21 protein-coding genes and 2 pseudogenes are annotated in these 26,209 nt (G+C 72.5%); 12 read left to right on the top strand and 11 right to left on the bottom strand.

Annotated features, from left to right (window positions below):
- Positions 1–39: 39 nt before the first annotated feature.
- Positions 40–450, bottom strand: a complete 411-nt coding sequence (locus ABZZ74_RS14815; RefSeq protein ID WP_356764726.1) for an SsgA family sporulation/cell division regulator — start codon at positions 448–450, stop codon at positions 40–42.
- 424 nt (positions 451–874) lie between these two features.
- Between ABZZ74_RS14815 and ABZZ74_RS14810 the strand changes: the two genes are divergently transcribed.
- On the top strand, positions 875–2,260 hold the full coding sequence (locus ABZZ74_RS14810; protein WP_356764724.1) for an MFS transporter: 1,386 nt from the start codon (positions 875–877) through the stop codon (positions 2,258–2,260).
- A 42-nt stretch (positions 2,261–2,302) separates the two neighbouring features.
- Here the strand turns inward: ABZZ74_RS14810 and ABZZ74_RS14805 are convergent, their stop codons facing one another.
- The 4 genes from ABZZ74_RS14805 to lnt all read right to left on the bottom strand — a co-directional run bounded on the left by ABZZ74_RS14805 (position 2,303) and on the right by lnt (position 7,289).
- Positions 2,303–4,246, bottom strand: a complete 1,944-nt coding sequence (locus ABZZ74_RS14805; RefSeq protein WP_356764722.1) for a GAF domain-containing protein — start codon at positions 4,244–4,246, stop codon at positions 2,303–2,305.
- A 75-nt stretch (positions 4,247–4,321) separates the two neighbouring features.
- Positions 4,322–5,122: a 3-hydroxybutyrate dehydrogenase gene (locus ABZZ74_RS14800; protein WP_356764720.1), complete on the bottom strand. Its 801-nt coding sequence runs from the start codon at positions 5,120–5,122 to the stop codon at positions 4,322–4,324.
- Positions 5,123–5,176: 54 nt separating this feature from the next.
- Positions 5,177–5,656, bottom strand: coding sequence for an NUDIX domain-containing protein (locus tag ABZZ74_RS14795; protein WP_356764718.1), 480 nt, complete (start codon positions 5,654–5,656; stop codon positions 5,177–5,179).
- Positions 5,657–5,666: 10 nt separating this feature from the next.
- Complete coding sequence (gene lnt, locus ABZZ74_RS14790) at positions 5,667–7,289, bottom strand: apolipoprotein N-acyltransferase (protein WP_356764716.1); 1,623 nt, start codon at positions 7,287–7,289, stop codon at positions 5,667–5,669.
- 312 nt (positions 7,290–7,601) lie between these two features.
- On the opposite strand from lnt, the gene ABZZ74_RS14785 reads away from it, so the two are divergent.
- Positions 7,602–8,612, top strand: coding sequence for an O-antigen ligase family protein (locus tag ABZZ74_RS14785; protein ID WP_356764913.1), 1,011 nt, complete (start codon positions 7,602–7,604; stop codon positions 8,610–8,612).
- Positions 8,613–8,722: 110 nt separating this feature from the next.
- On the opposite strand, the gene ABZZ74_RS14780 is transcribed toward ABZZ74_RS14785, so the two are convergent.
- Together ABZZ74_RS14780 and ABZZ74_RS14775 are read right to left on the bottom strand one after the other, a co-directional pair.
- Complete coding sequence (locus ABZZ74_RS14780) at positions 8,723–9,265, bottom strand: hypothetical protein (RefSeq protein ID WP_356764714.1); 543 nt, start codon at positions 9,263–9,265, stop codon at positions 8,723–8,725.
- 105 nt (positions 9,266–9,370) lie between these two features.
- The gene (locus tag ABZZ74_RS14775) at positions 9,371–10,156 is read right to left on the bottom strand and encodes an aspartate/glutamate racemase family protein (RefSeq protein ID WP_356764712.1); all 786 of its coding nucleotides are present in this window, start codon (positions 10,154–10,156) and stop codon (positions 9,371–9,373) included.
- Between the two features lie 57 nt (positions 10,157–10,213).
- Here ABZZ74_RS14775 and ABZZ74_RS14770 point away from each other — a divergent pair, with 57 nt between their 5' ends.
- Complete coding sequence (locus ABZZ74_RS14770) at positions 10,214–11,395, top strand: glycosyltransferase (RefSeq protein WP_356764710.1); 1,182 nt, start codon at positions 10,214–10,216, stop codon at positions 11,393–11,395.
- A 74-nt stretch (positions 11,396–11,469) separates the two neighbouring features.
- Here the strand turns inward: ABZZ74_RS14770 and ABZZ74_RS14765 are convergent.
- Positions 11,470–12,342 (bottom strand): annotated as a pseudogene (locus tag ABZZ74_RS14765) (transposase); the annotation flags it as partial.
- 34 nt (positions 12,343–12,376) lie between these two features.
- Here ABZZ74_RS14765 and tnpA point away from each other — a divergent pair.
- Positions 12,377–12,743 (top strand): annotated as a pseudogene (tnpA, locus tag ABZZ74_RS14760) (IS200/IS605 family transposase).
- A 106-nt stretch (positions 12,744–12,849) separates the two neighbouring features.
- On the opposite strand, the gene ABZZ74_RS14755 reads toward tnpA, so the two are convergent.
- Complete coding sequence (locus tag ABZZ74_RS14755) at positions 12,850–14,163, bottom strand: TerD family protein (RefSeq protein WP_356764911.1); 1,314 nt, start codon at positions 14,161–14,163, stop codon at positions 12,850–12,852.
- A gap of 297 nt (positions 14,164–14,460) precedes the next feature.
- Here ABZZ74_RS14755 and ABZZ74_RS14750 point away from each other — a divergent pair, with 297 nt between their 5' ends.
- The 4 genes from ABZZ74_RS14750 (at position 14,461) to ABZZ74_RS14735 (ending at position 19,129) form a co-directional block, all read left to right on the top strand.
- Positions 14,461–14,898 carry a DUF6643 family protein gene (locus ABZZ74_RS14750; protein WP_356764708.1) on the top strand — a complete coding sequence of 146 codons (438 nt, stop codon included), beginning with the start codon at positions 14,461–14,463 and terminating at the stop codon, positions 14,896–14,898.
- A gap of 43 nt (positions 14,899–14,941) precedes the next feature.
- Entirely contained in the window at positions 14,942–15,769 is an 828-nt protein-coding gene (locus tag ABZZ74_RS14745) for an MOSC N-terminal beta barrel domain-containing protein (protein ID WP_356764706.1), read from the top strand.
- Between the two features lie 201 nt (positions 15,770–15,970).
- Positions 15,971–16,576 carry a hypothetical protein gene (locus ABZZ74_RS14740; RefSeq protein WP_356764704.1) on the top strand — a complete coding sequence of 202 codons (606 nt, stop codon included), beginning with the start codon at positions 15,971–15,973 and terminating at the stop codon, positions 16,574–16,576.
- Between the two features lie 111 nt (positions 16,577–16,687).
- Positions 16,688–19,129, top strand: a complete 2,442-nt coding sequence (locus ABZZ74_RS14735) for a right-handed parallel beta-helix repeat-containing protein (RefSeq protein WP_356764702.1) — start codon at positions 16,688–16,690, stop codon at positions 19,127–19,129.
- Here ABZZ74_RS14735 and ABZZ74_RS14730 read toward each other — a convergent pair.
- The gene (locus tag ABZZ74_RS14730) at positions 19,126–21,804 is read right to left on the bottom strand and encodes a hypothetical protein (protein WP_356764909.1); all 2,679 of its coding nucleotides are present in this window, start codon (positions 21,802–21,804) and stop codon (positions 19,126–19,128) included. The genes ABZZ74_RS14735 and ABZZ74_RS14730 overlap by 4 nt on opposite strands.
- A 397-nt stretch (positions 21,805–22,201) precedes the next feature.
- Here ABZZ74_RS14730 and ABZZ74_RS14725 point away from each other — a divergent pair, with 397 nt between their 5' ends.
- Together ABZZ74_RS14725 and ABZZ74_RS14720 are read left to right on the top strand one after the other, a co-directional pair.
- Positions 22,202–23,020, top strand: coding sequence for a DeoR/GlpR family DNA-binding transcription regulator (locus ABZZ74_RS14725; protein WP_356764700.1), 819 nt, complete (start codon positions 22,202–22,204; stop codon positions 23,018–23,020).
- Positions 23,021–23,112: 92 nt separating this feature from the next.
- Positions 23,113–23,583: an SRPBCC family protein gene (locus ABZZ74_RS14720; RefSeq protein WP_356764698.1), complete on the top strand. Its 471-nt coding sequence runs from the start codon at positions 23,113–23,115 to the stop codon at positions 23,581–23,583.
- A 103-nt stretch (positions 23,584–23,686) separates the two neighbouring features.
- Here ABZZ74_RS14720 and ABZZ74_RS14715 read toward each other — a convergent pair whose 3' ends face one another.
- Positions 23,687–24,811: a PLP-dependent cysteine synthase family protein gene (locus ABZZ74_RS14715; RefSeq protein WP_356764696.1), complete on the bottom strand. Its 1,125-nt coding sequence runs from the start codon at positions 24,809–24,811 to the stop codon at positions 23,687–23,689.
- A 328-nt stretch (positions 24,812–25,139) separates the two neighbouring features.
- On the opposite strand from ABZZ74_RS14715, the gene ABZZ74_RS14710 reads away from it, so the two are divergent.
- Both ABZZ74_RS14710 and ABZZ74_RS14705 read left to right on the top strand, forming a co-directional pair.
- Entirely contained in the window at positions 25,140–25,463 is a 324-nt protein-coding gene (locus tag ABZZ74_RS14710) for a hypothetical protein (protein ID WP_133045141.1), read from the top strand.
- A gap of 214 nt (positions 25,464–25,677) precedes the next feature.
- On the top strand, positions 25,678–26,208 hold the full coding sequence (locus tag ABZZ74_RS14705; RefSeq protein ID WP_356764694.1) for an ATP-binding protein: 531 nt from the start codon (positions 25,678–25,680) through the stop codon (positions 26,206–26,208).
- Position 26,209: the final 1 nt, after the last annotated feature.

Here is a 26,209-nt window from a genome sequence, read left to right as displayed (position 1 = left end):
CGACCGCGCTGATCCGGACGGACGTCAGGACCGCCGGGGCTACCCGTGCGGCCTGCCCGGCCGGTTCAGGAGCTGGTCGGCGAGGTCGTCCAGGTCGAGGCGGCCTGTCTCCGTGCCCGCGGGCACCGCTTGCAGGGTCCGGTGCAGGAACGCCTCCACGGCCCGCGCCGACGCGACGAGGACGACCCGCTCCGCTTCCCCGCCCGGCCGCAGTTGGACGCAGACCTCATCCACCGCGCCGCGCGTCGAGGGCCACACACGGATGTCCCCCTCCCCCGTGAAGCGGGACCGGCCGCCGATCAGCAGGTCCCGGGCGAACACCCAGCACACCAGCGAGTCACCGGCCACGTGGAAGGCCATGCAGACGGCGTAGGGGTCCATGCTGTCGTAGATCAGATCGGCCGAGACCGGCTGGATCCATTCGTCGTCGAGCAGCAGGCTGACGAGCATCCGGCAAGCGACCACGGCCGGTTGGCGAGGGTTTCTCATCGAAAGACCGGGCCACGGCTGAACACGACGCCCACCTTCTGCTGCAAAAGCACCCTCGCCATCGCAGGTCTCCTTCTGGTTGGTCCCGGCACGCCGGGCCGCCCGTCGGCGCCGTGTGCCCGGGACCATGCTCCGGCCGCCCGTTCCCGCCTCGCGCCCCGTGAAATCCCGGGCCGTCACCCTGGCCCGGGCCCTGGTCTTCGCAGGCGCACCGGAAACGGCCACACGGTGTACCACGACAAGTCCCTCGCACCGGCAGACATAGCGGCTGCGCGGATAGGTGGGCCCCAAACTATGTAGCCCCACCACATGTGCGCCTGACCTGCGTCTTCCTAGCGTGTGCCGACACGTACCCGTCCCCACCGCACACGAGGAAGTGGCGCACATGGCCTCCGCAGCATCCGCTCCACCGACCCCCGCCAACCTCAAGCGCATCGTCGCCGCCAGCCTCATCGGCACCACCATCGAGTGGTACGACTTCTTCCTGTACGGTTCCGCCGCCGCGCTCGTCTTCAACAAGCTGTTCTTCCCGGACTCCGACCCCCTGGTCGGCACGCTGCTGTCGTTCCTGACGTACGCCGTCGGGTTCGCCGCCCGTCCCCTCGGTGCTCTGGTCTTCGGGCACTACGGCGACCGGATCGGCCGCAAGAAGCTCCTGGTGCTCAGCCTGCTGATGATGGGCGGGGCGACCTTCGCGATCGGGCTGCTGCCCACGCACGCGACGGTCGGAGCCGCGGCGCCCGTGCTGCTGACCACCCTGCGGCTCGTGCAGGGCTTCGCGCTCGGCGGTGAGTGGGGCGGGGCGGTGCTGCTGGTGTCGGAGCACGGGGACGCACGGCGGCGCGGGTTCTGGGCCTCGTGGCCGCAGACCGGGGCGCCCGCCGGGCAGTTGCTCGCGACCGGCGTGCTCTCCCTGCTGACGGCGCTGCTGTCCGACGCCGCCTTCGGCTCCTGGGGCTGGCGGATCCCGTTCCTGCTCTCCGGCGTACTGGTGATCGTCGGTTTGTGGATTCGGCTGTCTGTCGACGAATCACCGGTCTTCCAACAGGCGTTGGCGCAGGCCGAGGCCCGCAAGGCGGTCGGCGACGGCGCCACCGAGAAGCTGCCGCTGGTGTCCGTGCTGCGCCACCACTGGCGCGACGTGCTGGTGGCGATGGGCGCGCGCATGGCGGAGAACATCAGCTACTACGTCATCACCGCCTTCATCCTCGTGTACGCCACCACCGCGGCAGGCGTCTCCAAGCAGACCGCCCTGAACGCCGTACTGATCGCCTCCGCCGTGCACTTCGCGGTCATCCCGGCCTGGGGCGCGCTGTCGGACCGGGTCGGACGGCGGCCCGTGTATCTGCTGGGCGCGGTCGGCGTCGGGCTGTGGATGTTCCCCTTCTTCTCCCTGATCGACACCGGCGGCTTCGGCAACCTGATCGTCGCCGTCACCGTGGGCCTGGTCCTGCACGGCGCGATGTACGCGCCCCAGGCCGCCTTCTTCTCCGAGATGTTCGCCACCCGCATGCGCTACTCCGGTGCCTCGATCGGCGCCCAGTTCGCCTCGGTCGCCGCCGGCGCCCCGGCCCCGCTGATCGCCACCGCGCTGCTGTCCGACTACGACAGCTCGACCCCGATCGCCCTGTACGTCATCGCCGCGGCCGTCCTCACGGTCGTCGCCGTGGGGCTCGCGAAGGAGACGCGCCGACGGGATCTCGCCGACGTCGACTCCTCGGCCGCCGACGAGTCGGCGAGGACCCCCGCGGCGGACGCCCGGACCGTGTGACCCTGCCGCGACCGGCCCCCGTACGCGCCCGCGTACGGGGGTTCAGCGCTGCTCCGCCGCCGACAACCGGTGCAGGCGCAGGGCGAGTTGGATCTCCAGGGCGCGGGCGGGGCTCTGCCAGTCGTCACCCAGGAGACGGCCGACGCGCTCCAGGCGCTGGGCGACGGTGTTGACGTGGACGTGGAGTTCGTCCTTGGTGCGGGCCGGGCTCATGCCGCAGGTGAAGTAGGCGTCGAGGGTGCGCACGAGATCGGTGCCGCGGCGTTCGTCGTAGGTGACGACCTGGCCGATGGTGCGGTCGACGAAGCCGGCGATGTCCCGGTCCCCGGCGAGCAGGAGGCCGAGGAACCCGAAGTCCTGGGCGGCGGCCCCGTCACCGGCGCGACCGAGCAGCCGCAGGGCCTCCAGGCAGCGTCGGCCCTCCTTGTAGGCGGCGGCCACCGCGTCGGGACGGGCGGCGAGGTCGCGGACGGGCGCGGAGGCGCCGACGGTGACCGCCTCATGGACGGCGGTGCCCAGGTGGCGGGCGATCCGGCGGGCCAGGGCGGTGGCGGTGTCGCCGGTCCGGAGCGGCAGCAGCAGGACGGTGCCGCCGTCGCGGGCGGCGGCCAGGCCGTGCCGGGTGGCGGCGAGGTGGGAGGCGGCGGACCACAGACGCCGGCGGGCGTCCGCCTCCTGCTCGGCGTCGGCGGCGGGGCCGTCGAGGCGGGCGGCGAGGACGACGTGGGTGGCGTCGAGGTCGGCGTGCAGGCGTGCGGCGCGCTCGCGCAGCAGCCGTGGGTCGCGGTCGCGGGCGTCGAGGAGATCGTCCAGCAGCTCGCCGCGGACACGTTGCTCGGCGTCGGCGGCGGAGCGTCTGGCCAGAAGAAGCAGCGAGGTGACCATCGCCGCGCGTTCCAGGGTGAGTTGGTCGACGGGGTCGAGCCCGGGGTGGCCGCGCAGGACGAGCGCTCCGAGGAGTTCGCCGCCGGCTGCCACGGCCGCGATCCAGTCGTCCTTGTGGCGTACGGCGTGGCCTTCGGCCCGGGAGGTCTCCAGGGGGCCCGGGGGTGTGTCGGCGGCCTCGGTGAACTCGACGGTGCCGTCGAGGACCTGGGAGACGGCCGCGGCCACGTCGTGCACCCCGCCGCCGCGCAGGACGAGTTCGGTGAGCCGGTCGTGGACGTCGGAGGCGCGCTCGATGACACCGCTGCGGTCCCGGATGATCTCGTTGGCCCGCTCCAGTCCGGCGAGGGCCGAGCGGGTCTCGGTGAGGAGGTTGGCGGTGTCGATGGCGGCCGCGGCGAGGGCGGCGAAGGAGCCGAGCAGGGCGATCTGCTCCCGCTCGAAGACCCGGGCCCGCCGGTCGGCGGCGAAGAGGACGCCGATGACGTGGTGGCCCAGCATCAGCGGGACACCGAGGATGGCGACCAGCCCCTCGTCACGTACGCCGGCGTCGATGGCGTGGGTGTGCTGGAAGCGGTCGTCCTTGAAGTAGTCGTCGGTGACATAGGGGCGGGCCGTCTGGGCGACCAGCCCGCCCAGCCCCTCCCCCATCCCGAGCCGCAGCTGCTGGAATCGGGCGGCGACCGAGCCCTCCGTGACCCGCATGTAGGTGTCGCCGCGCGTGGGGTCGTTCAGGCTGAGGTAGGCGACGTCCGTGCCGAGCAGTGAGCGGGCGCGCTGCACGATCGCCCGCAGGACGGAGTCCAGGTCGCGCAGGCCCGCGAGGTCGTGGGCGGTCTCGAACAGCGCCGACAGCTCCGCCTCGCGGCGGCGCCGTCCCTCCAGCTCCGCCCGCACCCGCAGCGCGAGCAGCTTGGCGTGCTCCAGCGCGACGACGGTCGCGTCGGGGCAGCCCTCCGCGCGCGCCAGCAGCACCGGCTGCTCATAGGCGTCGACGGGCGCGCCCCTGGCCAGCAACTCCAGGAACGGCGTCTCGGTGGGCGCGCCCGCCGGCGCCGCGCCGTCGGCGCGCTCGGCGGACCGCACGTGATCGCGGGCCATGGTCACAGGATTCCCCATCCGGTGCTCGCCCCGTCAGCCCTGTGGACAACTCGCCCGTGCACGGCTACGGCCTGCTCAGTGCGCGGTCCAGCCGCCGTCGAGGACGAGCGAGGTGCCGGTGACGAAGGACGCCTGCGGACCGCACAGATACGCCACGGCCTCGGCGACCTCCTCCGGTTCGACGAGCCGCTTGACCGCGCTGTCCTGCAGCAGCACCTCCGTGAGCACCCGCTCCTCGGGGATGCCGTGCGCCTCCGCCTGGTCGGCGAGCTGCCGTTCGACCAGGGGGGTGCGCACATAGCCGGGGTTCACACAGTTCGAGGTGACACCGTGGGCCGCGCCTTCCAGAGCGGCGGTCTTCGACAGGCCCTCCAGGCCGTGTTTGGCGGCCACATAGGCCGACTTGAAGGCGGAGGCGCGCAGCCCGTGCACCGAGGAGATGTTGACGATACGGCCCCATCCCTGCCCGTACATGTGCGGCAGGGCGCCGCGGATGAGCCGGAAGGGCGCTTCCAGCATCACGGTGAGCACGGTGTGGAAGACGTCGGGCGGGAACTCCTCGATGGGGCGGACCAACTGCAGTCCGGCGTTGTTGACGAGGACGTCGGTGCCCGCGGCGGCGAGTTCGGCGGCGTCGAGGTCGGTGAGGTCCAGGACGTGCGGTTCGACCGTGCCCGCCAGGCCCGCTGCCCGCTCGGCCAGCATCTCCAGGCCCGCCGCGTCCCGGTCGACCGCCCTCACCTTGGCCCCGGCGGCGGCGAGCCGCAGCACGCAGGCACCGCCGATGCCACCGGCGGCGCCGGTGACCAGGGCGGTGCGGCCGCCGAGATCCAGGGAGGGGGTGTGGGGGGCGGATGCGGCGTTGAGCGGGGTCATGGCACGACCCTAGGCAGCGGGGTCGCCCGACCACATATGGTCAGGCCCCATACTTCAGCCCGAAGTGGTGGGGTCGAACCATGTGGGTGCGTCCGCCAGGGCCTGCTTGATCCGGTGCAGGGCGAACTCGTTCAGCTGTGGGAGGGCGTCCACCTCGAACCAGCCGACCTCCAACGACTCGTCGTCGTTGACCCGGGCCTCGCCGCCGACGGCCCGGCAGCGCACCGCGATGTCCATGTACTGGCAGACGTCCCCGTTGTCGTACGTGGTGGCCTTCAGCGCCTGGACGACGAGCACCCGCTCGACGACGCAGTGCACCCCCGTCTCCTCGTGGACCTCGCGCACCGCGCAGGCCGCGGGCTGCTCCCCCGGCTCCGGGATGCCGCCGATCAGCGACCACTTGCCGTTGTCGGAGCGGCGGTTGAGCAGGACTCTGCCCTCGTCGTCGAGGACGACGGCGCTGACACCGGGCAGCCACAGCAGCCGATGGCCGATGGTGGACCGCAGATCTCGGATGAAGTCGGGGGTAGCCATGATCCCGACCCTAGCTGGCCGAGGACACTCCCCCGGCCCGCCGGCCGCGCAGCCCGGCGCCGATCGCCCAGCCGAGGCCGCCCGCGGCGACCAGCACCAGGGCGATCTCCGGCAGGATGCCCAGCTTGGTGGCCGGTGTCTCCGAGGAGCGCAGGGGCACCTTCTGGACCAGGTAGGCCGGGACGAACATGCCGGTCTTCTGGGTGATCTTCCCGTCCGGCATGATGACCGCGCTGACGCCGCTGGTGACCGGCACGGTGACGGTCCGGCTGTGTTCGACGGCGCGCACGCGGGACATGGCGAGCTGCTGGTAGGTCATCTCGCTGCGGTCGAAGGTGGCGTTGTTACTGGGCACGGAGATCAGCTGCGCGCCGTCGGTGACCTCGGAGCGCACGGCCCAGTCGAAGGCGGCCTCGTAGCAGGTGACCAGGCCGACCTTGGCCTGGTCCATGGTGAACACGCCCGGCTTGGTGCCCCGGCTGAAGTCCTGGCGGACCATCGAGGTCCAGTTGCTGTTGATGGCGCCGATGAGGCCGCGCAGCGGCAGGTACTCGCCGAAGGGCTGGATCTGCCGCTTGTCGTAGGTGTCGGTCGGACCCTTCTTCGGGTCCCACAGGATCTGCTCGTTCCACAGCTTGCCGCCGCGCTCGACGACACCGCCCACCGAGATGGGCACGCCGATCGCCTTGGCCGCGTTGTCGATCACGGTGTAGGCGTCGGCGTTGGCGAAGGGGTCGACGTCGGAGGAGTTCTCCGGCCACAGCACGAAGTCGGGCCTGGGGGTCTTACCGGCCTTGACGTCGGCGGCCAGTCGCAGCGTCTCACGCGCGTGGTAGTCGAGCACGGCCCGGCGCTGCTCGTTGAACTCCAGACCGGAGCGGGGGACGTTGCCCTGGATGAGCGCGACGGTGGCGTAACCGTTCTCGGCCTTGTCGCTGACCAGCCCTCGGGCGGCCACCGCGCCCACCACCGGGACGGCCACGCTCAGCAGGGCCACCGCCGCCGCCGATCGCCGTACCTCCCGCGTCCGTCGCCCCTCGACGACCAGACGCACGATGTCGTACAGCCCGAAGCCGCACAGGACGACCCCGAAGCCCAGCACGGGGGTGCCGCCCACCGCGGCCAGCGGCAGGAAGACGCCGTCGGCCTGGCCGAAGGCGATCTTGCCCCAGGGGAAGCCGTGGAAGGGCACACGCGCGCGTGCCGCCTCTCCCGCGATCCACACCGCGGCCGCCCACAGCGGCCACGCGGGCAGCCGCGACACAAGCGTGACGCCCGCGCCGACCAGCGCGACGAAGATCGCCTCGATCGCGGCGAGGGCGATCCACGGCACCGGGCCGACCTCCACGCCGGTCCACACCAGCAGCGGCAGCAGGAAGCCGAGGCCGAAGAGGTAGCCGAGGCCGAGGCCCGCCTTCCAGCCGCGGCCGCGCAGGACCCAGCCGAAGCCGGCGAAGGCGGGCAGGGCCAGCCACCACAGGGTGCGCGGCGGGAAGCTGACGTAGAGGAGCACTCCGCAGAGCGCGGCGACGAAGGCCGGGACGAGGCGTACGAGGCGCGCCGTGCGCGAGGCGGGCGCGGGCTGCGGCCGCAGCTGGTCCGACTCGTCCACGGAGGTTGCGGTGACTGTCACTCCGGGAGTGTACGGCGGGTGACCTTGGCCGGGACAGCGCGGTCCGGATGACGGCTCAGGGCGCTGAGCGGGGCAGCCGCTGCATCGTTCCTGCACAACCCGTCCCAACTCATCCACAAAACGTCCATCAGCCGTTACGGTGAGCCCAGCCACAGTCGTCCGGCCGGTCACGGCCTCGACGGCCTGGGTCGTACGAGGTCGGGGGGCTTCGGTCGGGTTCCGGGGGGCGGGGTGGGTTCAGCGGGGAGGACGTCTTTGGTCGGTCCTGGGGAGGACGGCGACAGACGAAACGTTTCGGACGCGACGGGGGTCGTGGTGCTCGGCGCCTGTGCCGTCTGGTCGCTGATCACGGCGACGGTGCACGAGGGGCGCCCCGAGGGCGTGCTGCTCGCGGTGCTGGCCGTGGCCGCCGGCTATTCCGCGGGCCGCATCTGCGGGGCGTTGCTGCCGGTCGCCGCGCCGTGCGCGGGAGCGCTGGCGGGGCTCGGGCTGGCCCTCGCCGTGCCGCGGCTCGCGCCGGGGCCGCAGATCGGCGGGCCGCTGGGGCACGCGGGAGCCACCGCCGCCCTGCTGACCCTCTGTGCCGGCGGTGCGTGCTGTGCCGCCTGGTCCGCCGAGCCGCCCGGGCTGCGGTACGCGCTCGGCGCGCTGGCGGCCGGGATCACGGTGACCGCCGCGGCGCTCGGCTCGACCAGTGGATTCGTGGCCTGTGTCGCCGTACTGCTGTGCTCGCTCGCGGCGGGCCGGATGACCCGCCGCGGTCCGGGGCTGGCGGGCCTCGCCGGGGCGGCGGTCGTGACGGGCGGGGCGACCTGGGCCATCGCCGCGAACCGGCTGCCCTCCGGGCTTACCGCGTCCCTGGCCGGCGGACTCAGCGAGCACCGCGTGCAGCTGTGGCGGGACGCCCTGCGTCTGGTGCGCCGCAACGCCGCTGTAGGCGTGGGTCCGGGCCGCTTCGGTGAGCTGAGCTCGACCGCCACCCGCACGCTGGTCCCGGACGGCAAGCCGCACTCGGCGCTGCTGCAGCAGGCGGCGGAACAGGGAGTGGTCGGGGTGGTGCTGCTGGCGGCGGCGTTCGGCTGGGTGCTGTACACGCTGTGGCGCTCTCCGCGCCCGACGCCCGTCGTGCTCACCGCCGCCGCGGCCCTGACGGCGCTCGCGGCCATCGCCGCCATCGGCAACGCACTGAGCTTCACCGCCGTGTCGGCGGGCGCGGGCCTGCTGGCGGGCCTGGCCACCGCCCGCCCGCTGGCCGACGCCTCACCGCGGCAGGAGACGGACGTACGACCACGGGACGACCGACTGACGCCGGGCGGTCCCTGAGGGCTGTCATCCTGACCACGCCGACGTCCCGGGACCGGCGGCCGCCGCTCGGCTCTCTCGCGGGGAACGGCAGCTCGCGGCCGGCCTGATCCGAGCGGCCGGCCCTTGGTTCAGAGGCTCGTGCCGGGTGTGCTCGGGCGGAGGCGGTCGCGGATGACGCGTACCGCCGTCTCGGCGTTGTCGACGGTGATGGTGAACGTGTGGCCGTCCCACAGGCGCAGCACCACACCCTCACCGCGCCGTACGACGACCGCGGTGCCCTTCTCCGGCCGCCAGCGGTAGCCCCAGCCGCCCCACTGGCGCGGGGTGACGTGCGGGGCGAACTCGGCGCCGGCCACATGGTCGAGGGGGATGCGGCGGCGCGGCAGGCCGATGTGACCGCAGCGCACCTCCAGGGAATCCTTGTCGAGCTTGAGGTCCACGTGCACGAAGGCGAGGGTGCCGAACATGACCAGCAGCCCGGCGGCGATGCAGCCCACCACGGACATCACCAGCGGGGCGATGCCGGAGTTCCAGGCGGAGTCGACGGCGAGCTCGACGCCGAGCGCCATGCAGGCCGCGCCGCCGAGCGCCAGCAGCCACTGGACCCGGTTGGTGGCGCGTCCGGTCCAGACGTCGGGGTGGGCGCTCTCGCTGTGGGGGTGGTCCCTCATACCCTTGAGGTTACTCAGGTTTCGCTGCGCTGGTAGCGCGTCGCGGAGAGTGACTCCGCCGACGGGGCCACAGTCCACCGAGGGCGTTCGCACGGTGACCGGAGGTCACCGTGCGGGGCTGACCGCCTGCAGGATGCGGCCTTCTTCATAGGAGAGGGCGGCGGTCGGCAGGGCGCCCTCCCGCCCGCTGAGCAGCACCGTCAGGGTGCCGGTGGCCGGGCCGTCGGGCAGGGGCTGGGCGCCGAGGCGGCGCAGCGCCTGGGCGGCCACGGCGCCCGCCGACCCGTGCAGGACGAGGGGCGGGTTTCCGGACCTCTGGACGGCGGCCCGGATCCGCTCGCCGACGAGTTCGTAGTGGGTGCAGCCGAGGACGACGGTCGTCACGTCCTCGGGGGTCAGGGCGGCGGCCGCGCCGACGGCGGCATCGATGGCCGCCTCATCGGCGTGCTCCACGGCCTCGGCGAGCCCGTGGCAGGGCACCTCGGTGACGGTCACCCCGTCGGCGAACTCGGCGATCAGGTTGCGCTGGTAGGGGCTGCCGGTGGTGGCCGGGGTCGCCCAGATCGCGAGCGGGCCGCCGCCGGCCGCGGCGGGCTTGATCGCCGGGACGGTGCCGATGACGGGCAGCTCCGGCTCCAGCCGGGCGCGCAGGGACGGCAGCGCGTGGACGGTGGCGGTGTTGCAGCCGACGATCAGCGCCTCGGGCCGGTGCGCCGCGGCGGCCTCGGCAACCGCCAGGGCACGCTCGGTCAGGTCCTCGGGCGTGCGGGGCCCCCAGGGCATGCCGTCGGGGTCGAGCGAGAGCACGAGATCGGCGTCGGGGCGCAGACGCCGTACCGCGGCGGTGGCCGCCAGCAGACCGATTCCGGAGTCCATGAGCGCGATCTTCACCCGGCCACGATAGACGATGGGCCCCTGGCGGCCGGTGGTGTGGGGCAGACTGCGCGGGTGAGCGCCATCGCGTGGACCGCCGCCGTCTCCCTCGCCGCCTGGCTGTGGCTGCTGCTCTGCCAGGGCTACTTCTGGCGCACGGACGTCAGACTGCCACGCCGGGACGACCCCGGCGACTGGCCGTCGGTGTGCGTCGTCGTCCCCGCGCGCGACGAGGCCGCCGTACTGCCCTCGAGTCTGCCCTCGCTGCTGGCGCAGGACTATCCGGGGCGGGCCGAGGTCTTCCTCGTCGACGACGGCAGCTCCGACGGCACCGGGGAGCTGGCCCGCGAACTCGCGCGCGAGCACGGCGGGTTGCCCCTCTCCGTCGACTCCCCCGGTGAACCACCGGCCGGCTGGACGGGCAAGCTCTGGGCGGTACGGCACGGGATCGGGCTGGCACGCGCGCGTGGGCCGGAGTATCTCCTGCTGACCGACGCGGACATCGCCCACGGGCCGGACAGTCTGCGGGAGTTGGTCGCGGCGGCCCGCGCCGGCGGCTTCGACATGGTCTCGCAGATGGCCCGGCTGCGGGTGGAGAGCCCGTGGGAGCGGCTCGTGGTGCCGGCGTTCGTCTACTTCTTCGCGCAGCTCTACCCGTTCCGCCGGATCGGCAGGAAGGGGGCGCGGACGGCGGCCGCGGCGGGCGGCTGCGTCCTGCTGCGCGCCGAGACCGCCGAGCGGGCGCGCGTCCCGGACGTCATCCGGCACGCCGTCATCGACGACGTGGCGCTGGCGCGTGCCGTCAAGGGCGGCGGCGGGCACATCTGGCTGGGGCTGGCCGAGAAGGTCGACAGCGTGCGCCCCTACCCACGCCTGCACGACCTGTGGCGCATGGTCTCCCGCAGCGCCTACGCGCAACTGCGGCACAACCCGCTGCTGCTGCTCGGCACGGTCCTCGGACTGCTCCTGGTGTATCTGGTGCCGCCGCTGTCCCTGATCGCGGGCCTGGTGACGGGGGACGCCACGGCGGCCGTCGTGGGGGGCCTGGCATGGCTGGTGATGACGGGCACGTACCTTCCGATGCTCCGCTACTACGACCAGCCGTCCTGGCTCGCCCCCCTCCTGCCGTTCACCGCGTTCCTCTACCTCCTGATGACGGTCGACTCGGCGGTGCAGCACTACCGGGGCCGCGGCGCGGCCTGGAAGGGCCGCACCTACACCCGCCCGGACGCGCTGCCCGACAAGGGGTCAACCTGACCTGGCCCTGAAGGGCCGGGCTTGGAGGTAGTGCCCAACTGGCTGCTGGGGTGGACTCCTCCGTCCAGACACCCCTATGGGGTGGCGCGGGCGCGTGACTCACGCCCCGCATTCCACACGCTCTCGCCACGGGTGGCGATGTTGTGGGAAGCATTCCGGTCGGCGTGGGCAACGACCCCGCACTCCCGGCAGATGAAAAGCCCCTGGTCGACACGGTTTCGTTTGTCGACGTGGCCGCACTCGGCGCACATCTGCGACGTGTACGCGGGATCGACGAAGACCACGGGCACCCCGGCCCGCCACGCGCACGGGCGTTGAGCCGCCGCCTGGCGCTCTTGGTGCGCTTCTTCTGGAGCTTGGCCCGCAGGGCGAGCTGTCGCCTGCGGTACCGGTTGAGCCCCTCGACCGGCGGCGAGGTAGCCGGTGGAGGCGGTGGCGATGTTCTCGATCCCGAGGTCCACGCCGATGAAGCCATCGGGCTCGTACTGCTCGGCCTCGGGCACCTCACAGGTGGCGACGAGGTAGAACACGCCGTCGCGCTCGATCAGATCGGATTCGCCCTGCCGGTGCACCTGCAGCATCTTCAGCGCGCTGTGGCACGAAGGAGACGTTCTTGACCCGGCCGCCCACGGTCCAGATGGACACTTCCACTGGTCGTACTGCCAGCTCAAACACCGGTCGTCATACGGCTGCGCGGCCTGGGGCCGGAAGGTGACCGGCTTGGACTTGGCCCTGTGGCGACGCTGGGATCCGTCCTTTCCGAGGTTCCCGGCACGGAGGTTGGCCTGGAGTGTGGTGTACGCGTCGCGCACCTTCTTGATGACGTGTTGCGCGGCCTGCGCTCCCGGCCCACGGGCTTTGAGTTCGGCGTAGGTGTGCCTGCGCAGCTCGTACTCACGCGGCACGCCGTGCTCGAACGCCCCCTTGGACACCCGGTTGGCGGCGTCACGATCTTCACAGGCGTGGTCGTAGCAATGCTCTTTGTCACCACGCCGGGAGCCACATCCCGATATCCGCAGGGGCCGCAGCGTCGTCCACACCCTCCACGCACACTTTGAGGTCATGCGCGACGTGCACCGACTTCGGCGCACAGCTGCGGGAGTTCAACGGCGAACGCAATCACGTGCACCTGCTCGTGCACTACCCGCCCAAGGTCGCCGTCTCCCGACTCGTAGGCTCCCTCAAGGGTGTCTCCGCCCGGCGCCTGCGGCAGGAGTTCCCAGCCCATATCCGTAAGTACCTGTGGGGTGAGCACTTCTGGTCGCCGTCCTACCTCGCCGCCTCGTGCGGGGACGCCCCGCTCGCCGTCATCAAGGAGTACATCGACAACCAGAAACGTCCCAGCTGAGGTCAACAGCGCAGACCCGAGCACCCACGCGGGTCAGAGCAGCGTCAACAAGCGCTTCCTCCCGGACGTGAACGCCCGCGGTTCCGCGCTAGATCATGCTGAACCGCTACTTGCGGCCCGGGGTCCAGTTCATGCCCCAGCCGTACGCATGGTCGATGGTCCGCTGCGGGCTGACACCGCGCTCGGGCACCAGGTAGCGGGCCTCACGCTGGACGACCAGGTCGCTTCCGGTGTTGGTGATCAGGGCGAGGGCGCAGACGGTGGAGGGGACCGTGCACTCGTCCAGCGAGAAGTCGATCGGTGCGCCGAACTGCGGCTGGAGGGTGACCGTGGCGTGCAGGTCGGCGAAGGAGCGCGCGCCCTCGTAGATGGTCACGAAGACGAGGATCCGCCGGAAGTCCTGCCTGTGGTCGAGGTTGACGGTGAGGTTCTCACCGCTCTCGACGGCACCGGTGCGGTCGTCGCCGTCGAGGTGGATGTACGGCGGACGGTGCAGCGAGCCGAAGGCGTTGCCCAGCGCCTGGACGACTCCCTTGCTGCCGTCGGTGAGTTCGTAGAGGGCGCACAGGTCCAGGTCGAGGTCGGCGTGCATGGCGACCGCGCGGCCCCGCTTGCTGCCCCAGCCGGAGAACTGCTTGCGCACCTCCCAGTTGAGGTTCACCCGCATCGCGCCTGAGGTGCCGCCCTGCTTGGCGAGGGAGACGGCGGGCGCCGCCTTGGTCAGCGTGACCTTGGACAGCCGGACCGGTGCGGTGGGCGGGGGCGGAGGCTGTACGACAGCCGGGGGCCCGACCGGGGGCGCCAGGGGGACGGGCGGACCGGACGGGGGCGGCATCGTCTCGGGCGGGGCGACGGGCGGCTGCACGGTCACCAGGGGTGCGGGCGCGGGGGCCGCGTGCTGGGGTTCGTCCACCGTGATACCGAAGTCCGTCGCGAGTCCTTCGAGGCCGCTGCTGTAGCCCTGGCCGACCGCGCGGAACTTCCACGCGCCGTTGCGGCGATAGAACTCGCCGAGCACGAAAGCGGTTTCGACGGTGGCGCCGTCGCTGTCGAAGCGGGCGGCCACCGTGTCCCGCGCCGCGTCGCGGACCTCGATGTACAGGCCCGGGACCTGCCCGAAGGTGCCACCGTCCGCGGAGGCGGCGAGCACGATGGTCTCGATCGCGGGCTCCACGCGCGCGAGGTCCACGAGAAGGGTGTCGGTGATGCGGCCGCCGGCGTCCCGCTTGCCCTCGTGCCGGACCGCGCCGGAGGAGTGCACGGGCTGGTTGTAGAAGACGAAGTCGCCGTCGGAGCGGACCTTGCCTCCCACGAGCAGCAGCGCCGAGGAGTCCGCGTCGGGCACGCCCGGGCCGGAGCGCCAGCCCAGTTCCACCCGCAGCGCCGTCTGCGGCACCGGTGTGTTCGAGCCTTTCGACATCGACATGTCCGCCCCCATCACGTGTCACCGCGCCAGTACGGTTCCGACGGCCGTTCGATCCGCCTTTCGCACAACCTATTCCCCAGGACGGCGAAGTCCCATGAGGAGCACCGCGCGACATCGGACCGACCCGCCGGTAACCCTCCCGGAACATGGGCTTTACCGGATCAGAACCCTGTTCGCCGTCCCATTTTGCCGCGTTCGCTCACATTGGGGCTCCCGCGTCACTGCGGACACGGAAAACAACCTTCTTATCGGTCTCCCCAACCAGCACATCGTGGGCTTAACTTATGTGCCATGACCTCCCCCCGCTCCACTTACGGCGGTGGCTACTACTCCGCCTTCCCGGACACCCCGATCTACGACAAGCTCGTCGCCGAGCGGGGCACCCCGCAGATCGCGCCGATCCGGGTCCCCGCCGCCTACGACATGCCCGGCAGCAGCCTGCCCGCGCTGCCGTCGGCCCTGCCCGCCCTTCCGGCGGGCCCCTCCCAGCCCTCCTACGGCTACCCGCAGGCGCAGCAGCCGTCTCCGCTGCAGCAGGCGCCCGCCGCGTACATCCCGCAGCAGGCCACGGCTCCGAGGGGCTATCCCGGCCCTCAGCAGCAGCCGCAGCCGATGCGTCCGATGACGGGCGGCGCCGGATACGAGGCGATGCGTCCTGCCGCTCCGCGGCCCGCCGCGGCCCCGTACCAGGACCCGTACAACAACCAGCAGCAGTACCGGGGCTACTGAGCCTTCCTGCCGGGCCGCCCGCGCGGCCTGGCACGATGGGCGCATGGGGAACACGCTGCTGCAGTCGATCCACGTCCATCCGGTCAAGGCGTTCCGGGCCGTCGCGGTCCGGGAGGCCGTCGTGGAGCCCTGGGGGCTGGCCGGGGACCGACGCTGGACCCTGGTCGACGACGGGGGAAAGGTCGTCACACAGCGTCAGCAGCCGCGCCTCGCACTGGCCGCCGCCGAGCTCCTGCCCGGCGGCGGCATCCGTGTCTCCGCACCCGGGACGGATCCACTGACCGTGCCGGTCCCCCGCCCGGCCGGCACGATCCCGGTGGAGATCTTCGGCGAGAAGGTCGAGGGCGTCCCGGCCGAGGATCCGGCCGCGCACGCGTGGTGCACGGCGTACCTCGGCGCCGGTACGCGTCTGGTGCACATGGACGATCCGGCCAGGCGTCGGCCTGTGGATCCTGAGTACGCGCTGCCGGGTGAGACCGTCACCTTCGCCGACGGTTTTCCGCTGCTGCTCACCTCGGAGGCCTCTCTCGACGCCCTCAACTCCCTCATCGCGCAAGGCACCCACCCGGCCGAGGGACCGTTGCCCATGAACCGTTTCCGGCCGAACGTGGTCGTGTCGGGCAGCCCCGCCTGGGCCGAGGACGGCTGGCGGCGCATCGCCGTCGGTGACCTCGCCTTCCGGGTCGCCAAGCTGTGCGGGCGCTGCGTGGTGACCACCACCGACCAGGACACCGCTGTACGCGGCAGGGAGCCTCTGCGTTCGCTCGGGCGCCACCGCCACATCGACGGCAAGCTCGCCTTCGGGCAGAACCTCGTGCCCCTCTCCCGCGGCACGATCCGGGTCGGCGACCCGGTCACGGTCCTGGAGTGAGGGCCGGGCTCTTCCGCTCACGGAGAAAGATCCGGACAACGGGGTGGCGCGGGAACCCCTGCCGGGGGGCCGGGCGTTGGGTTCTTCGTGAGAAGTTCCTGAGAGGCCCCGGTCGCAGGTGATTTCCCTCTCTCTTTGACCGGGACTCAAGGTGAACGCCTCCGCCGGGAGTTATCACGGACGGGAAGGGGGTGCGGGACGGTGCGAGCAATCCGGGGACTCTGGCGTTGGCGGCACAATCCGCTGCGCCGCACGAGCGATCTGGTCGAGGCGTGGGTGGCTCTGGTCGCCCTGCTGCTGATCCTGGTCGCCGCGCCCGTGATCGGCTCGCTCGTCGGCGGTGTCGCCCAGGACGCCCTGCAGCGGGTCGCGAAGGACCAGCAGGCGGCCCGGCATCCGGTGACGGCCACCGTGGTGCGCAAGCTGGACCGCTCCCCGCTGGACACCGACCCCGAGACCACCTCGGGCCGGGACCTGCGCAGCCGCGTGCTCGCCGACTGGACGGCCCCGGACGGCACCGCCCGGCAGGGCGCCGCCCTCGCGGCCCTCACATCGCCGCACCACGGCGACCACTTCCGGATATGGACCGACGCGCACGGCCGCATAGTGGCCCGCCCACTGGACTCCGCGACGGCCACGACCCATGCGGTACTGGCCGGGTTCGGCGCCGCCCTGCTGACCGCAGGAGCCGTCGAGGGCGGGCGCCGGATGATCGTCTGGCGCATGGTCCGCCGCCGTTACGCCCGTTGGGACCAGGCCTGGGACAAGGCGGGTCCCGACTGGGGCCGGACCGGCACCGGCAGCTGACGGCCTGACGGCTCTGGTCAACCCACCACCCGTGCGCACGCTACGGTGGACCGGCCGAGCTTCTTCGGCAGCACAAACCCGCGTACGACGAGGTGGGGGCACGGCAACGCCATGGCACAGGGCACGGTCCAGGTGACGCACACCGGCACATCGCGGTGGCGGCGCCGCACGGGTGAGTACGCGTCGCTCGCCGCCGCCCTGGAGGCCGCGGCGGACGGTGACGTCCTCACCGTCGCTCCCGGCACCTACCGGGAGAACCTCGTGGTGCAGCGGGCGGTGACCCTGCGCGGCCCCGAGGGCTCCCCCGGATCGGTGCGGATCGCGCCCATGGACGGGGTGCCGCTGACCGTGCGCGCGTCCGCGGTGGTCCAGGACCTGCACGTGGAGGGCCAGGACGCCGCCGCGCCCGCCCTGTTGGTCGAGGAGGGCACCCCGGAGCTGCTGGACGTGCGGATCGTCACCCGCTCCGCGGCCGGCATCGAGGTGCGCGGCGGCGCGCGTCCGACCGTGCGCCGCTGCACGGTCGACAACCCCGCCGGTGTCGGCATCGCCGTACTCGACGGCGGGAGCGGGGTGTTCGAGGAGTGCGAGGTGGTGGCCGCCGGCCAGTCCGGTGTCGCGGTCCGCGGCGGGGCGCACCCGCGTCTGGAACGCTGCCGCATCCATCACGCCTCGGGCTCGGGCCTGTCGGCGACCGGGGAGAACTCGGCCCTGGAGGCAGTGGGTTGCGAGGTGTACGAGGTGCGCGGCAGCGGCGTCCAGGTCACCGCCCGCGCCACCGCGCATCTGACGGACTGCGATGTGCACCGCACCACGACGGACGGTGTCACGCTCGACACCGACGCGGTGCTCACGCTGGAGGACTGCCGGATCCACGACATCCCGGAGAACGCGGTCGACCTGCGCTCCCGGTCGGTGCTCACCCTGACCCGTACGACGGTGCGTCAGTTCGGGCGCAACGGACTGTCCGTGTGGGACCCGGGCACGCGCGTGGACGCCAACCAGTGCGAGATCTTCGACAGCACGGGCGACTATCCGGCGGTATGGGTCAGTGACGGCGCCACCGCGGTGCTGGACTCCTGCCGGGTGCACGACGTTCCGGACGCGCTGTTCGTGCTGGACCGCGGCTCGCGCGCGGACGTCGTCGACAGCGACCTCTCCCAGGTGCGCAACACGGCCGTGTCCGTGAGCGACGGGGCGACGGCCCAGCTGGACGACTGCCGGATCCGGGACGCGGCGACCGGCGCCTGGTTCCGTGACCACGGCAGCGGCGGCACGCTCAACAACTGCACCGTGGACTCCACCCAGACCGGGGTGATCGTCACCAAGGGCGCGGATCCCACGATCGAGCGCTGCACGGTCGACTCCCCCGCCGAGGCCGGCTTCTACGTCTCGGCAGGGGGCCGGGGCAGCTTCCTCAACTGCCGGGTGACGGGCAGCGGCGGCTACGGCTTCCATGTGATCGACGGCTGCCGTACGACGCTCAGGAAGTGCCGCACGGAGCGGTGCGCGCGCGGCGGCTACGAGTTCGCGGAAGCCGGCCCCGACGCGGCACCCGGCAGCGGGCCCGTCGTCGAGGACTGCACCAGCGACGAGAGCGGCGGCGGGCTGCGACCGCCCGTGGCGCATGAGACCGCCGTGGAGACCGTGAGCCAGTCCCCCGGTCTGCTGGGCTCGATCCCCGGGCAGCGCATCACCGAGCAGGAGCCCCTGGTGGCCGCCGCCGAGCCGGAGCAGCCGGTGCGCACGTCGAAGGCCGTGCTCGGGGAGCTCGACGCGCTGGTCGGACTGGACAGCGTCAAGCGCGAGGTGCGCGCCCTCACCGACATGATCGAGGTGGGGCGGCGGCGCCAGCAGGCGGGCCTGAAGGCGGCCTCGGTCAAGCGGCACCTGGTCTTCACCGGCTCCCCCGGCACCGGCAAGACCACCGTGGCCCGGCTGTACGGCGAGATCCTCGCCTCCCTCGGTGTCCTGGAGAAGGGCCATCTCGTCGAGGTCTCCCGCGTCGACCTGGTCGGCGAGCACATCGGCTCCACCGCGATCCGCACCCAGGAGGCCTTCGACCGGGCCCGCGGCGGTGTGCTGTTCATCGACGAGGCCTATGCGCTGTCCCCCGAGGACTCCGGCCGTGACTTCGGCAAGGAGGCCATCGACACCCTGGTGAAACTGATGGAGGACCACCGGGACGCGGTCGTGGTGATCGTCGCGGGCTACACGGCCGAGATGGAGCGCTTCCTGTCGGTCAACCCGGGTGTGGCCTCCCGTTTCTCGCGGACCATCACCTTCAGCGACTACAACCCCGAGGAACTGCTGCGGATCGTGGAGCAGCAGGCCGAGGAGCACGAGTACCGGCTGGCGGACGGTACCGCCGAGGCGCTGCTGCGGTACTTCACCGAGATCCCCAAGGGCGCGGCGTTCGGCAACGGCCGCACCGCCCGGCAGACCTTCGAGGCCATGGTCGAACGGCACGCGGGCCGGGTCGCCCAGGTCGCGGAGCCGTCGACGGACGACCTGACGCTGCTCTTCCCGGAGGACCTCCCGGACCGGTCCTAGACGATCCCGCCGGTGTCCGCCACGGCGTCGAGATCCGCTGCGGACGGTTCCTCGGCGCCGGGGGCACGGGGCGCCGCGGGGCGGGCGCGGGCGGGCTCTGGCCGTGCGCGGGCGGGCTCTGGCCGTGCGCGGGTGAGCAGGGCGATCGCCTTGAGCACGGAGGCGATCGCCGAGCCGATGCCCAGGCCCGTGGCGCCGACGGCGGCGACGACCTGAGCGGTGTCGGACGGCACCAGCGCGCCGTGCCGCTCGAACCCCGCGACGGCCCCGCGGGTGCAGGCCCACGCCACGAGGAAGGCCACCGCCGACACCAGCGCCAGGGCCGCCGCCTGTCGCAGTCCGGGGGCGCTGGCCCGTGCGGTGCGTGGGGGTACGGCCGCGATGTAGACGTGCGGGGCCGGTGCGGGTGCGGTCGCAGCTGTGGTCTCCGCGCGGGCGGGAGGTTCCGCGGCGGTGTCGTTTCGCCGCTCTTCCCGTTCCCTCGGGGCGGGGAGCCGTGGGCCGAGCCGGGCCAGGAGACGTGCGCGTTCCTCGGCGAAGGCGGGGTCGGCCTGATAGTCGGAGTGGCCGAGGATCGGGGCGGGCAGCGGGCGCCGGGCGGTACGGCCGTAGGCGAGGGGGTCCTTCAGCGGGGGACGGTCCACTTCGGGGCCGCTGTCGCCGGCCAGCCGGACCGGGCCGCCGATGGGGTCGGTCAGCCGGTAGAGATTGCGCCAGCAGTCGACCTCGCGGTGCAGCGAGCTGAGTGCGGCCGGGCCGAAGTGGGCCGGGAACCAGCGGCCGTAGAGGCGTTCCAGCGGTGAGCCGTAGGTGAGCAGGGCGACCCGTTTGCGGACGGACGGCCTCAGCTGCCAGGCCGCCGCGGCGGCCAGCACGCTGCCCTGGGAGTGGCCGGAGATGACGAGGCGGCCGCCGGTGGCGCGGGTCCAGCCGGCCATCCGCCAGCTGAGGTCGGGCACCGCGCGCTCGGCGTAGCAGGGCGGGGCGAAGGGGTGGGCGGCGCGCGGCCAGAAGGTGCCGACGTCCCACAGAATGCCGATGGTGCGGCGGGCAGAGGCGTCCTTGTAGGCGCGCCTGCCCCAGGTGACGAACAGGACGAAGCCGAGCCCTATCAGCCAGGAGCCCAGTCCCTGCGCGGTCTGGGCGGCGCCGTGCACGAAGGCGTGGGCGTGCCGGGCGGCCGGTCCGGGGGCCCGGTCGGTGAGGCGCGCGCCGACGAGGGCGCCGGCGCCCAGGAGCAGGGTCGCTGTGGAGGCGACGGCGACGACGAGGGGGGCGCGGTCGGTGAGCGTGGCCATCGCGCGCGTGGTGGCGATGGCGCGGGTGCGGGCGGGGTCGACGGATTCCCCCGGGTGGTCGAGCTCCACCTCTGTCAGCTCGGTGCGGCGCAGCAGCCAGGCCCGCCGTCCGAGGCCGGCGCACAGCACCAGCAGGACGAGAAGGAGGACGGGGATCACGGATGCCTGCCAGGTCAGCAGGACCGGGGGGTCGGTCAGGAAGGTGCCGGTGCCGTCCAGCCAGTCGGACACCCGCTGGGAGACACCGCCGGACATCACTCCGCCGAGGGCGCAGGCCAGCATCGCGACGGCGGGTCCACCCAGGCCGCGCAGGACCGCACGCCGGTCGGGGGCGGTTCGGTACAGCGCGCGGGCGATCACGGCGAGGGCGACGACCAGGGCGCCCTGGATCAGGGCGAGCCCGCCGAAGGTGGTGCCGCCACCGGGCAGCCGGCCGGCCGACTCCCACCTTGGGCGCTCCCAGCCCGCGTATCCGGCGGCGAGGAGCAGCAGAAGGAGGGCGGCGAGCGGCAGGCGTCGTACCAGACGCGTGTCGAGTGCCCGGTCGAGGCGGTTCTCGGTGCGCCCCCGGCGGCAGACCACCCACAGCACGACGAGAGCGGTGGCGGCGAGCGCCGTGTACAGCAGGACGCCCAGGGTCTCGAGTACGGCGGGACCTTCTGGTCCGCGGTCGAAGCGCGCGGCGGACGAGGCGACGGCCGCGGCGACCGTCAGCAGTCCGGCGGCGGTGTGGGCGGCGCGCAGCCGGGCGACCAGGCGGCGGCCGTACCAGAATCCGGGGCGGCCCAGGGAGGTGTGGTCGCCGTCCTCGTCGGGCTCGTCGAGGTGGGGGACCGGCCGCACCGACTCGTACGCGCTCCAGGTGCGGCGGGAGAGGTACCACAGGAGTCCGGTGAGCGCGGCGGGCACGACGGCGGCCAGCGCGAGGCGGCGCCCGGGGCTGCTCCACCAGCCGTCGTGCGAGAGGTCGGGCGACAGGAAGCCCAGCCAGGAGTGCCGCTCGGCGCAGGCGCGTGTGCCCGCGCACTGCCAGGCGGCGAGGTCGAGGGCCACCTCGCAGGCGGCCGCGACCAGCAGCACCGTCAGTGTCAGACCGACCAGCCGGACCAGCAGTCCGTAGAAGCGCACCGTGCGCGACCGGCCCCGTGCGGTGGGTCGCATCCAGTGGGCGAGGTTGGCCACCATGAAGGGCAGCAGCAACAGCCACAGGGCGCGGGCGCTGTTCCCGGAGGTGAGATTGCACCAGACGTACGCCTCCGGGACCGGTCCGCCCCGGTGGTCGTCGGGTCTGAGTTCCGCGTCGACGTCCTCGGCCCGCCGGAAGAGGGCCGCCGTGTCGTCCCCGGTGATCCGCACCGTGCGCGGATCGTCGAGCATCTCCTGCGGTGTCGTCCCGCCCACGCCGTGGACCAGCAGTTCCAGGGCGATCCCGGATCCCCCGGAGCCCTCGGCGGGGTCGGCGTTCGAGACACGTTCCTGCGCACGTTCCACTGTTCGCACTTCCCCCGTGACGCGCCGTCGGCTTGTGTCCGTGCGGGCACAAGGGTTGCCGCTGGGGCCGCGGCGTACACCTCTTCTCACGGAATTTCCCCGATACGTGTGCCGTAGGAGGAAGGCGTGTGCCGCGGGTGGCGTGGGATCGGCGTGCCGGTCGGTGGCGTCATCGGCGGGGGCACGTGCGAGGATGGGACCTCCCGTGCACCGCATGCGGGAAAGAATGCCCTCGTCGGAGGGGGCGTGGCGGGCTGATTGAGGCGAAAGGACCGGAGCGTACGTGAGTGAGAATCAGAACCTCCTCGCGGAGCAGCGGCGCTCCCTGATCCTGGACGAGGTACGGCGCCGGGGCGGGGTTCGTGTGAACGAGCTGACGCGCAAGCTCGGCGTGTCGGACATGACTGTGCGCCGTGATCTGGACGCACTGGCCCGGCAGGGCGTGCTGGAGAAGGTGCATGGCGGCGCGGTGCCGGTGGTCGAGGCGAGCACGCACGAGCCGGGCTTCGAGGCGAAGTCGGGTCTGGAGCTGACGGCCAAGGAGGACATCGCGCGCTCGGCGGCCGAGCTGGTCACGCCGGGTACGGCGATCGCGCTGTCGGGCGGTACGACGACGTACGCGCTGGCGCATCAGCTGGTCGACGTGCCCGATCTGACGGTGGTGACCAACTCGGTGCGGGTGGCTGACGTCTTCCACGCGGCGCAGCGCACCACGGGCCCCCGGCAGGGCGCGGCCACGGTGGTGCTGACCGGCGGGGTGCGCACGCCGTCCGACTCGCTGGTGGGGCCGGTGGCCGACCAGGCGATCGCGGCGCTCCACTTCGACGTGCTCTTCCTCGGTGTGCACGGGATATCGGTCGAGGCCGGCCTGTCCACGCCGAACCTCGCGGAGGCGGAGACCAACCGTCGTCTGGTGCAGTCGGCGCGGCGGGTCGTGGTGGTCGCCGACCACACCAAGTGGGGTGTGGTGGGCCTGAGTTCGTTCGCCGCGCTGGAGCAGGTCGACACGCTGGTGACGGACGCCGGGCTGGCGGGCGAGGCGCGCGAGGAGATCGCCGAGCATCTGCGGCGGCTGGTGGTGGCGGGCGAGGACGAGGACTGATCCCGGTCAGGCGGTACTGACATCTGACGGACCGCCAGTTATCGTGACGTTGCCCCGGTCAACCACCCTTTCCGTCAAGGGGGTTCACGTCCATGGTCCATCGTCTGCGTCCCGTCGGACTCGACTTCGTCGACACGGCACCCGTACGGCTGGTGTTCGCGCGGGAGATCTCCGCGTCACCCAAGGCGGTCTTCCACGCCCTCAACGACGACGTGCCGGGGTGGGCGGAGTGGTTCGCGGCGGTGACGCACGCCCGCGCGATCGACGGCGGTGCCGGGCGTGACATCCGGCTCAGGGGCGGCGGACGCTTCCGCGAGACGGTGATCGCGGCGAAGGAGGCGGAGGTGTACGCCTACCGGGTGGACGTGACCAACGCGCCCGGGGCCCGCGCCCTCGCCGAGGAGTGGCGGCTGGTGCCGGCCGGGACCGGCACCCGGGTGCAGTGGACGTTCGGCGCGGACGGGACGGCCCTCTTCCGCTTCGCCCTGAGGACGGCCCGCGCGGGACTCGGCCGGGCCTTCCGCGACGCGGTCGTGTCACTGGACCGGCGCCTGCAGGGCTGAGCGCTCCGCTGGAAGTGCCGGATGCGCCGTCGTGGCCGGTCACGCAGCTCCCCGCGCCCCTTCGGGGACGCTGCCGAACCGCAGCGGACTTCACCAGGTCCGCTCAGCAGGGCCACACGCCCGTTTCCAGCAGGGAGTCGATCGCCGTGGTGTACGGCTGGATGTCCAGGCCCTGCGCGGTGAGCCACGTGTCCGAGTAGTACTTGTCGAGGTAGCGGTCGCCCGGGTCGCACAGCAGGGTCACCACGCTCCCCCGCCGGCCCTGGGCCACCATCTCGGCGACGATCTTCAGCGCGCACCACACCCCGGTGCCGGTCGAGCCGCCCGCCTTGCGGCCGATGGCCCGTTCCAGCGCCCGTACGGCGGCCACGCTGGCCGCGTCCGGCACCTTCATCATCCGGTCGATCGCGCCGGGCACGAAGCTCGGTTCCATCCGGGGCCGGCCGATGCCCTCGATGCGCGAGCCGCAGTCGCAGGTGACGTCCGGATCGCCGGTGGTCCAGCCCTCGAAGAAACAGGAGTTCTCGGGGTCGGCGACACAGATGCGGGTGTCGCGCTGGGTGTAGTGGACGTAGCGGGCGAGGGTCGCGGAGGTGCCTCCGGTGCCGGCCGTGGCGACGATCCACGCGGGCTCCGGGAAACGCTCCAACTCCAGCTGCCGGAAGATGGATTCGGCGATGTTGTTGTTGCCGCGCCAGTCCGTGGCCCGTTCCGCGTAGGTGAACTGGTCCATGTAGTGGCCGCCCGTCTCCACCGCCAGACGGGCCGACTCCTCGTACATCCGGCGCGAGTCGTCCACGAAGTGGCACCGCCCACCGTGGAACTCGATGAGGCGGATCTTCTCGGCGCTCGTCGTGGCGGGCATGACCGCGATGAACGGCACGCCGATCAGCTTCGCGAAGTACGCCTCGGAGACGGCCGTCGAGCCGCTGGACGCCTCGATCACCGGGCGGTCCGGACGGATCCAGCCATTGCACAGGCCGTAGAGGAAGAGCGAGCGGGCGAGGCGGTGCTTGAGACTGCCGGTGGGGTGGGTGGACTCGTCCTTCAGGTACAGGTCGATGCCCCACCTCTCGGGGAGCGGGAAGCGGAGAAGGTGCGTGTCCGCCGAGCGGTTCGCGTCGGCCTGCACTTTCCGGACGGCTTCTTTGAGCCAGTCGCGATAGTCGGCGTCGCTGTGGTCGACGTCGAGGGTCGCGCCGGTCCGGGTCTGCTGGGGGGTGGTCACGGCGGGGCTCCTTACGCTGCGCGCCGACGGCACATCGCGCTGCCGACGCACCGATCATATGCACCTTCCACACGCTTCTCACCTGCATAAACACCGCTTTGAGCAACCCAAAGCAGGGCCTGGGGCAGCGGCGCGGGGGGCGTGGGGGCGCATTCGCGCGAGTGCTCCGAGCGCCCCGGCCGGACGGGCCGTGCGCACTGGTGCTCGACGCCGGGTGCGGGCAGACTGCACCGAACGGGGACGCACACTGGATCACGAACGCGCTGAGCCAGGGCCCACGTGGGCGCACGGGCCGGCGCGACCGAACGCGTACGAGGGGGCGGGCGGCATGGCGGAGCCGGAGTTCACGGCGACGGGCGTGCGGATCGGGAAGCGGCTGCGTTCACTCACCCGGGCCGGGCAGGTCCGGATCAGCGACGGCAGGCTCGAGTTGCTCACCAGCTACGGCAGCGAGATCGACAGCGCGCCGGTGCAGGCCGTACGGGCCTCGAAGCCCTGGTTCGCGGCGGAGGACCGGGCGCTCGCGGACCTCAACGGCAAGCGGTACACGCTGACCCTGGGCGAGCACGATCCGGCGCCGGGCGAGCCGGGGCCGCCGGCGGCGCGCCGGTTCATCGAGGCCGTGCGGCGGGCCGCAGGGCGTGGCGGCTGACGGCGTGGTCCGACGACGGAGGGCGACTGCTTCTTCACGATGAGTTGCGCTCTGGCACCCCCTGCGTCACGCTTGTCTCACGTCACTCTGGGTTTACCGGCGATAACGCTGCGAACCAGCCGCCGGGCACGACAGCAGCCGTCCGTTTCTCACCGGCCCGTTGCTGGATCCGAATCCCGTGTTCTTCCGGACCTCAAGTCGGGGAGTCGCAGCCGTGATCAGTCACCCAAGCAGGCACTGCACGGTGGAGCTCCAAGCCCTGCCGTCGCGGATCGGCCAGGTCCGCAGAATCCTTTCAGCGCAGTTGCGCTACTGGCACATGGACGCCCTCATAGACCGTGCGGCGCTCGGTCTGACCGAGCTGCTGAGCAATGTGCACCGGCATGCCCAGCCGGACAAGGTGTGCACCGTGGAGATCGAGCTGCTGCTGGACCGGCTCACCGTCTCCGTGCGCGACCACGACCCCCGGCTGCCCGAGGTGCGGGACGTGGAGTCCTCCGCCACGAGCGGGCGCGGGCTGGCCATGGTGGCGGCCGTCAGCGAGAGCTGGGGGGTGCGCCCGGACGGCGAGTCGGGCAAGGTCGTCTGGTTCACCCTGCCCGCCGCGCCGGCCGCGCTCACGGCACCGGCCCGTCCACCGCGCCGCGTGGCCGAGAAACCGGTGCGCCGGTTCGTCGAGGTCGAGCCCGTGGCCGAGGGCCACCGGGCCGGAGTTGCTCCCGCCCGGTCAGCCGTTGGCGGTTGAC

It is taken from the genome of Streptomyces sp. NPDC006476, from assembly GCF_040612015.1.
Classification (GTDB): domain Bacteria; phylum Actinomycetota; class Actinomycetes; order Streptomycetales; family Streptomycetaceae; genus Streptomyces; species Streptomyces griseorubiginosus_B.
This window is presented reverse-complemented; position numbering and strand designations above follow the sequence as displayed.

Bases quoted from the DNA above. Each gene is read 5' to 3' on its own strand.
- ABZZ74_RS14815 (WP_356764726.1), bottom strand. From the start codon at position 450: ATGCTCGTCAGCCTGCTGCTCGACGACGAATGGATCCAGCCGGTCTCG.
- ABZZ74_RS14810 (WP_356764724.1), top strand. From the start codon at position 875: ATGGCCTCCGCAGCATCCGCTCCACCGACCCCCGCCAACCTCAAGCGC.
- ABZZ74_RS14805 (WP_356764722.1), bottom strand. From the start codon at position 4,246: ATGGCCCGCGATCACGTGCGGTCCGCCGAGCGCGCCGACGGCGCGGCG.
- ABZZ74_RS14800 (WP_356764720.1), bottom strand. From the start codon at position 5,122: ATGACCCCGCTCAACGCCGCATCCGCCCCCCACACCCCCTCCCTGGAT.
- ABZZ74_RS14795 (WP_356764718.1), bottom strand. From the start codon at position 5,656: ATGGCTACCCCCGACTTCATCCGAGATCTGCGGTCCACCATCGGCCAT.
- ABZZ74_RS14780 (WP_356764714.1), bottom strand. From the start codon at position 9,265: ATGAGGGACCACCCCCACAGCGAGAGCGCCCACCCCGACGTCTGGACC.
- ABZZ74_RS14755 (WP_356764911.1), bottom strand. From the start codon at position 14,163: ATGTCGAAAGGCTCGAACACACCGGTGCCGCAGACGGCGCTGCGGGTG.
- ABZZ74_RS14750 (WP_356764708.1), top strand. From the start codon at position 14,461: ATGACCTCCCCCCGCTCCACTTACGGCGGTGGCTACTACTCCGCCTTC.
- ABZZ74_RS14745 (WP_356764706.1), top strand. From the start codon at position 14,942: ATGGGGAACACGCTGCTGCAGTCGATCCACGTCCATCCGGTCAAGGCG.
- ABZZ74_RS14735 (WP_356764702.1), top strand. From the start codon at position 16,688: ATGGCACAGGGCACGGTCCAGGTGACGCACACCGGCACATCGCGGTGG.
- ABZZ74_RS14730 (WP_356764909.1), bottom strand. From the start codon at position 21,804: ATGCTCGACGATCCGCGCACGGTGCGGATCACCGGGGACGACACGGCG.
- ABZZ74_RS14720 (WP_356764698.1), top strand. From the start codon at position 23,113: ATGGTCCATCGTCTGCGTCCCGTCGGACTCGACTTCGTCGACACGGCA.
- ABZZ74_RS14710 (WP_133045141.1), top strand. From the start codon at position 25,140: ATGGCGGAGCCGGAGTTCACGGCGACGGGCGTGCGGATCGGGAAGCGG.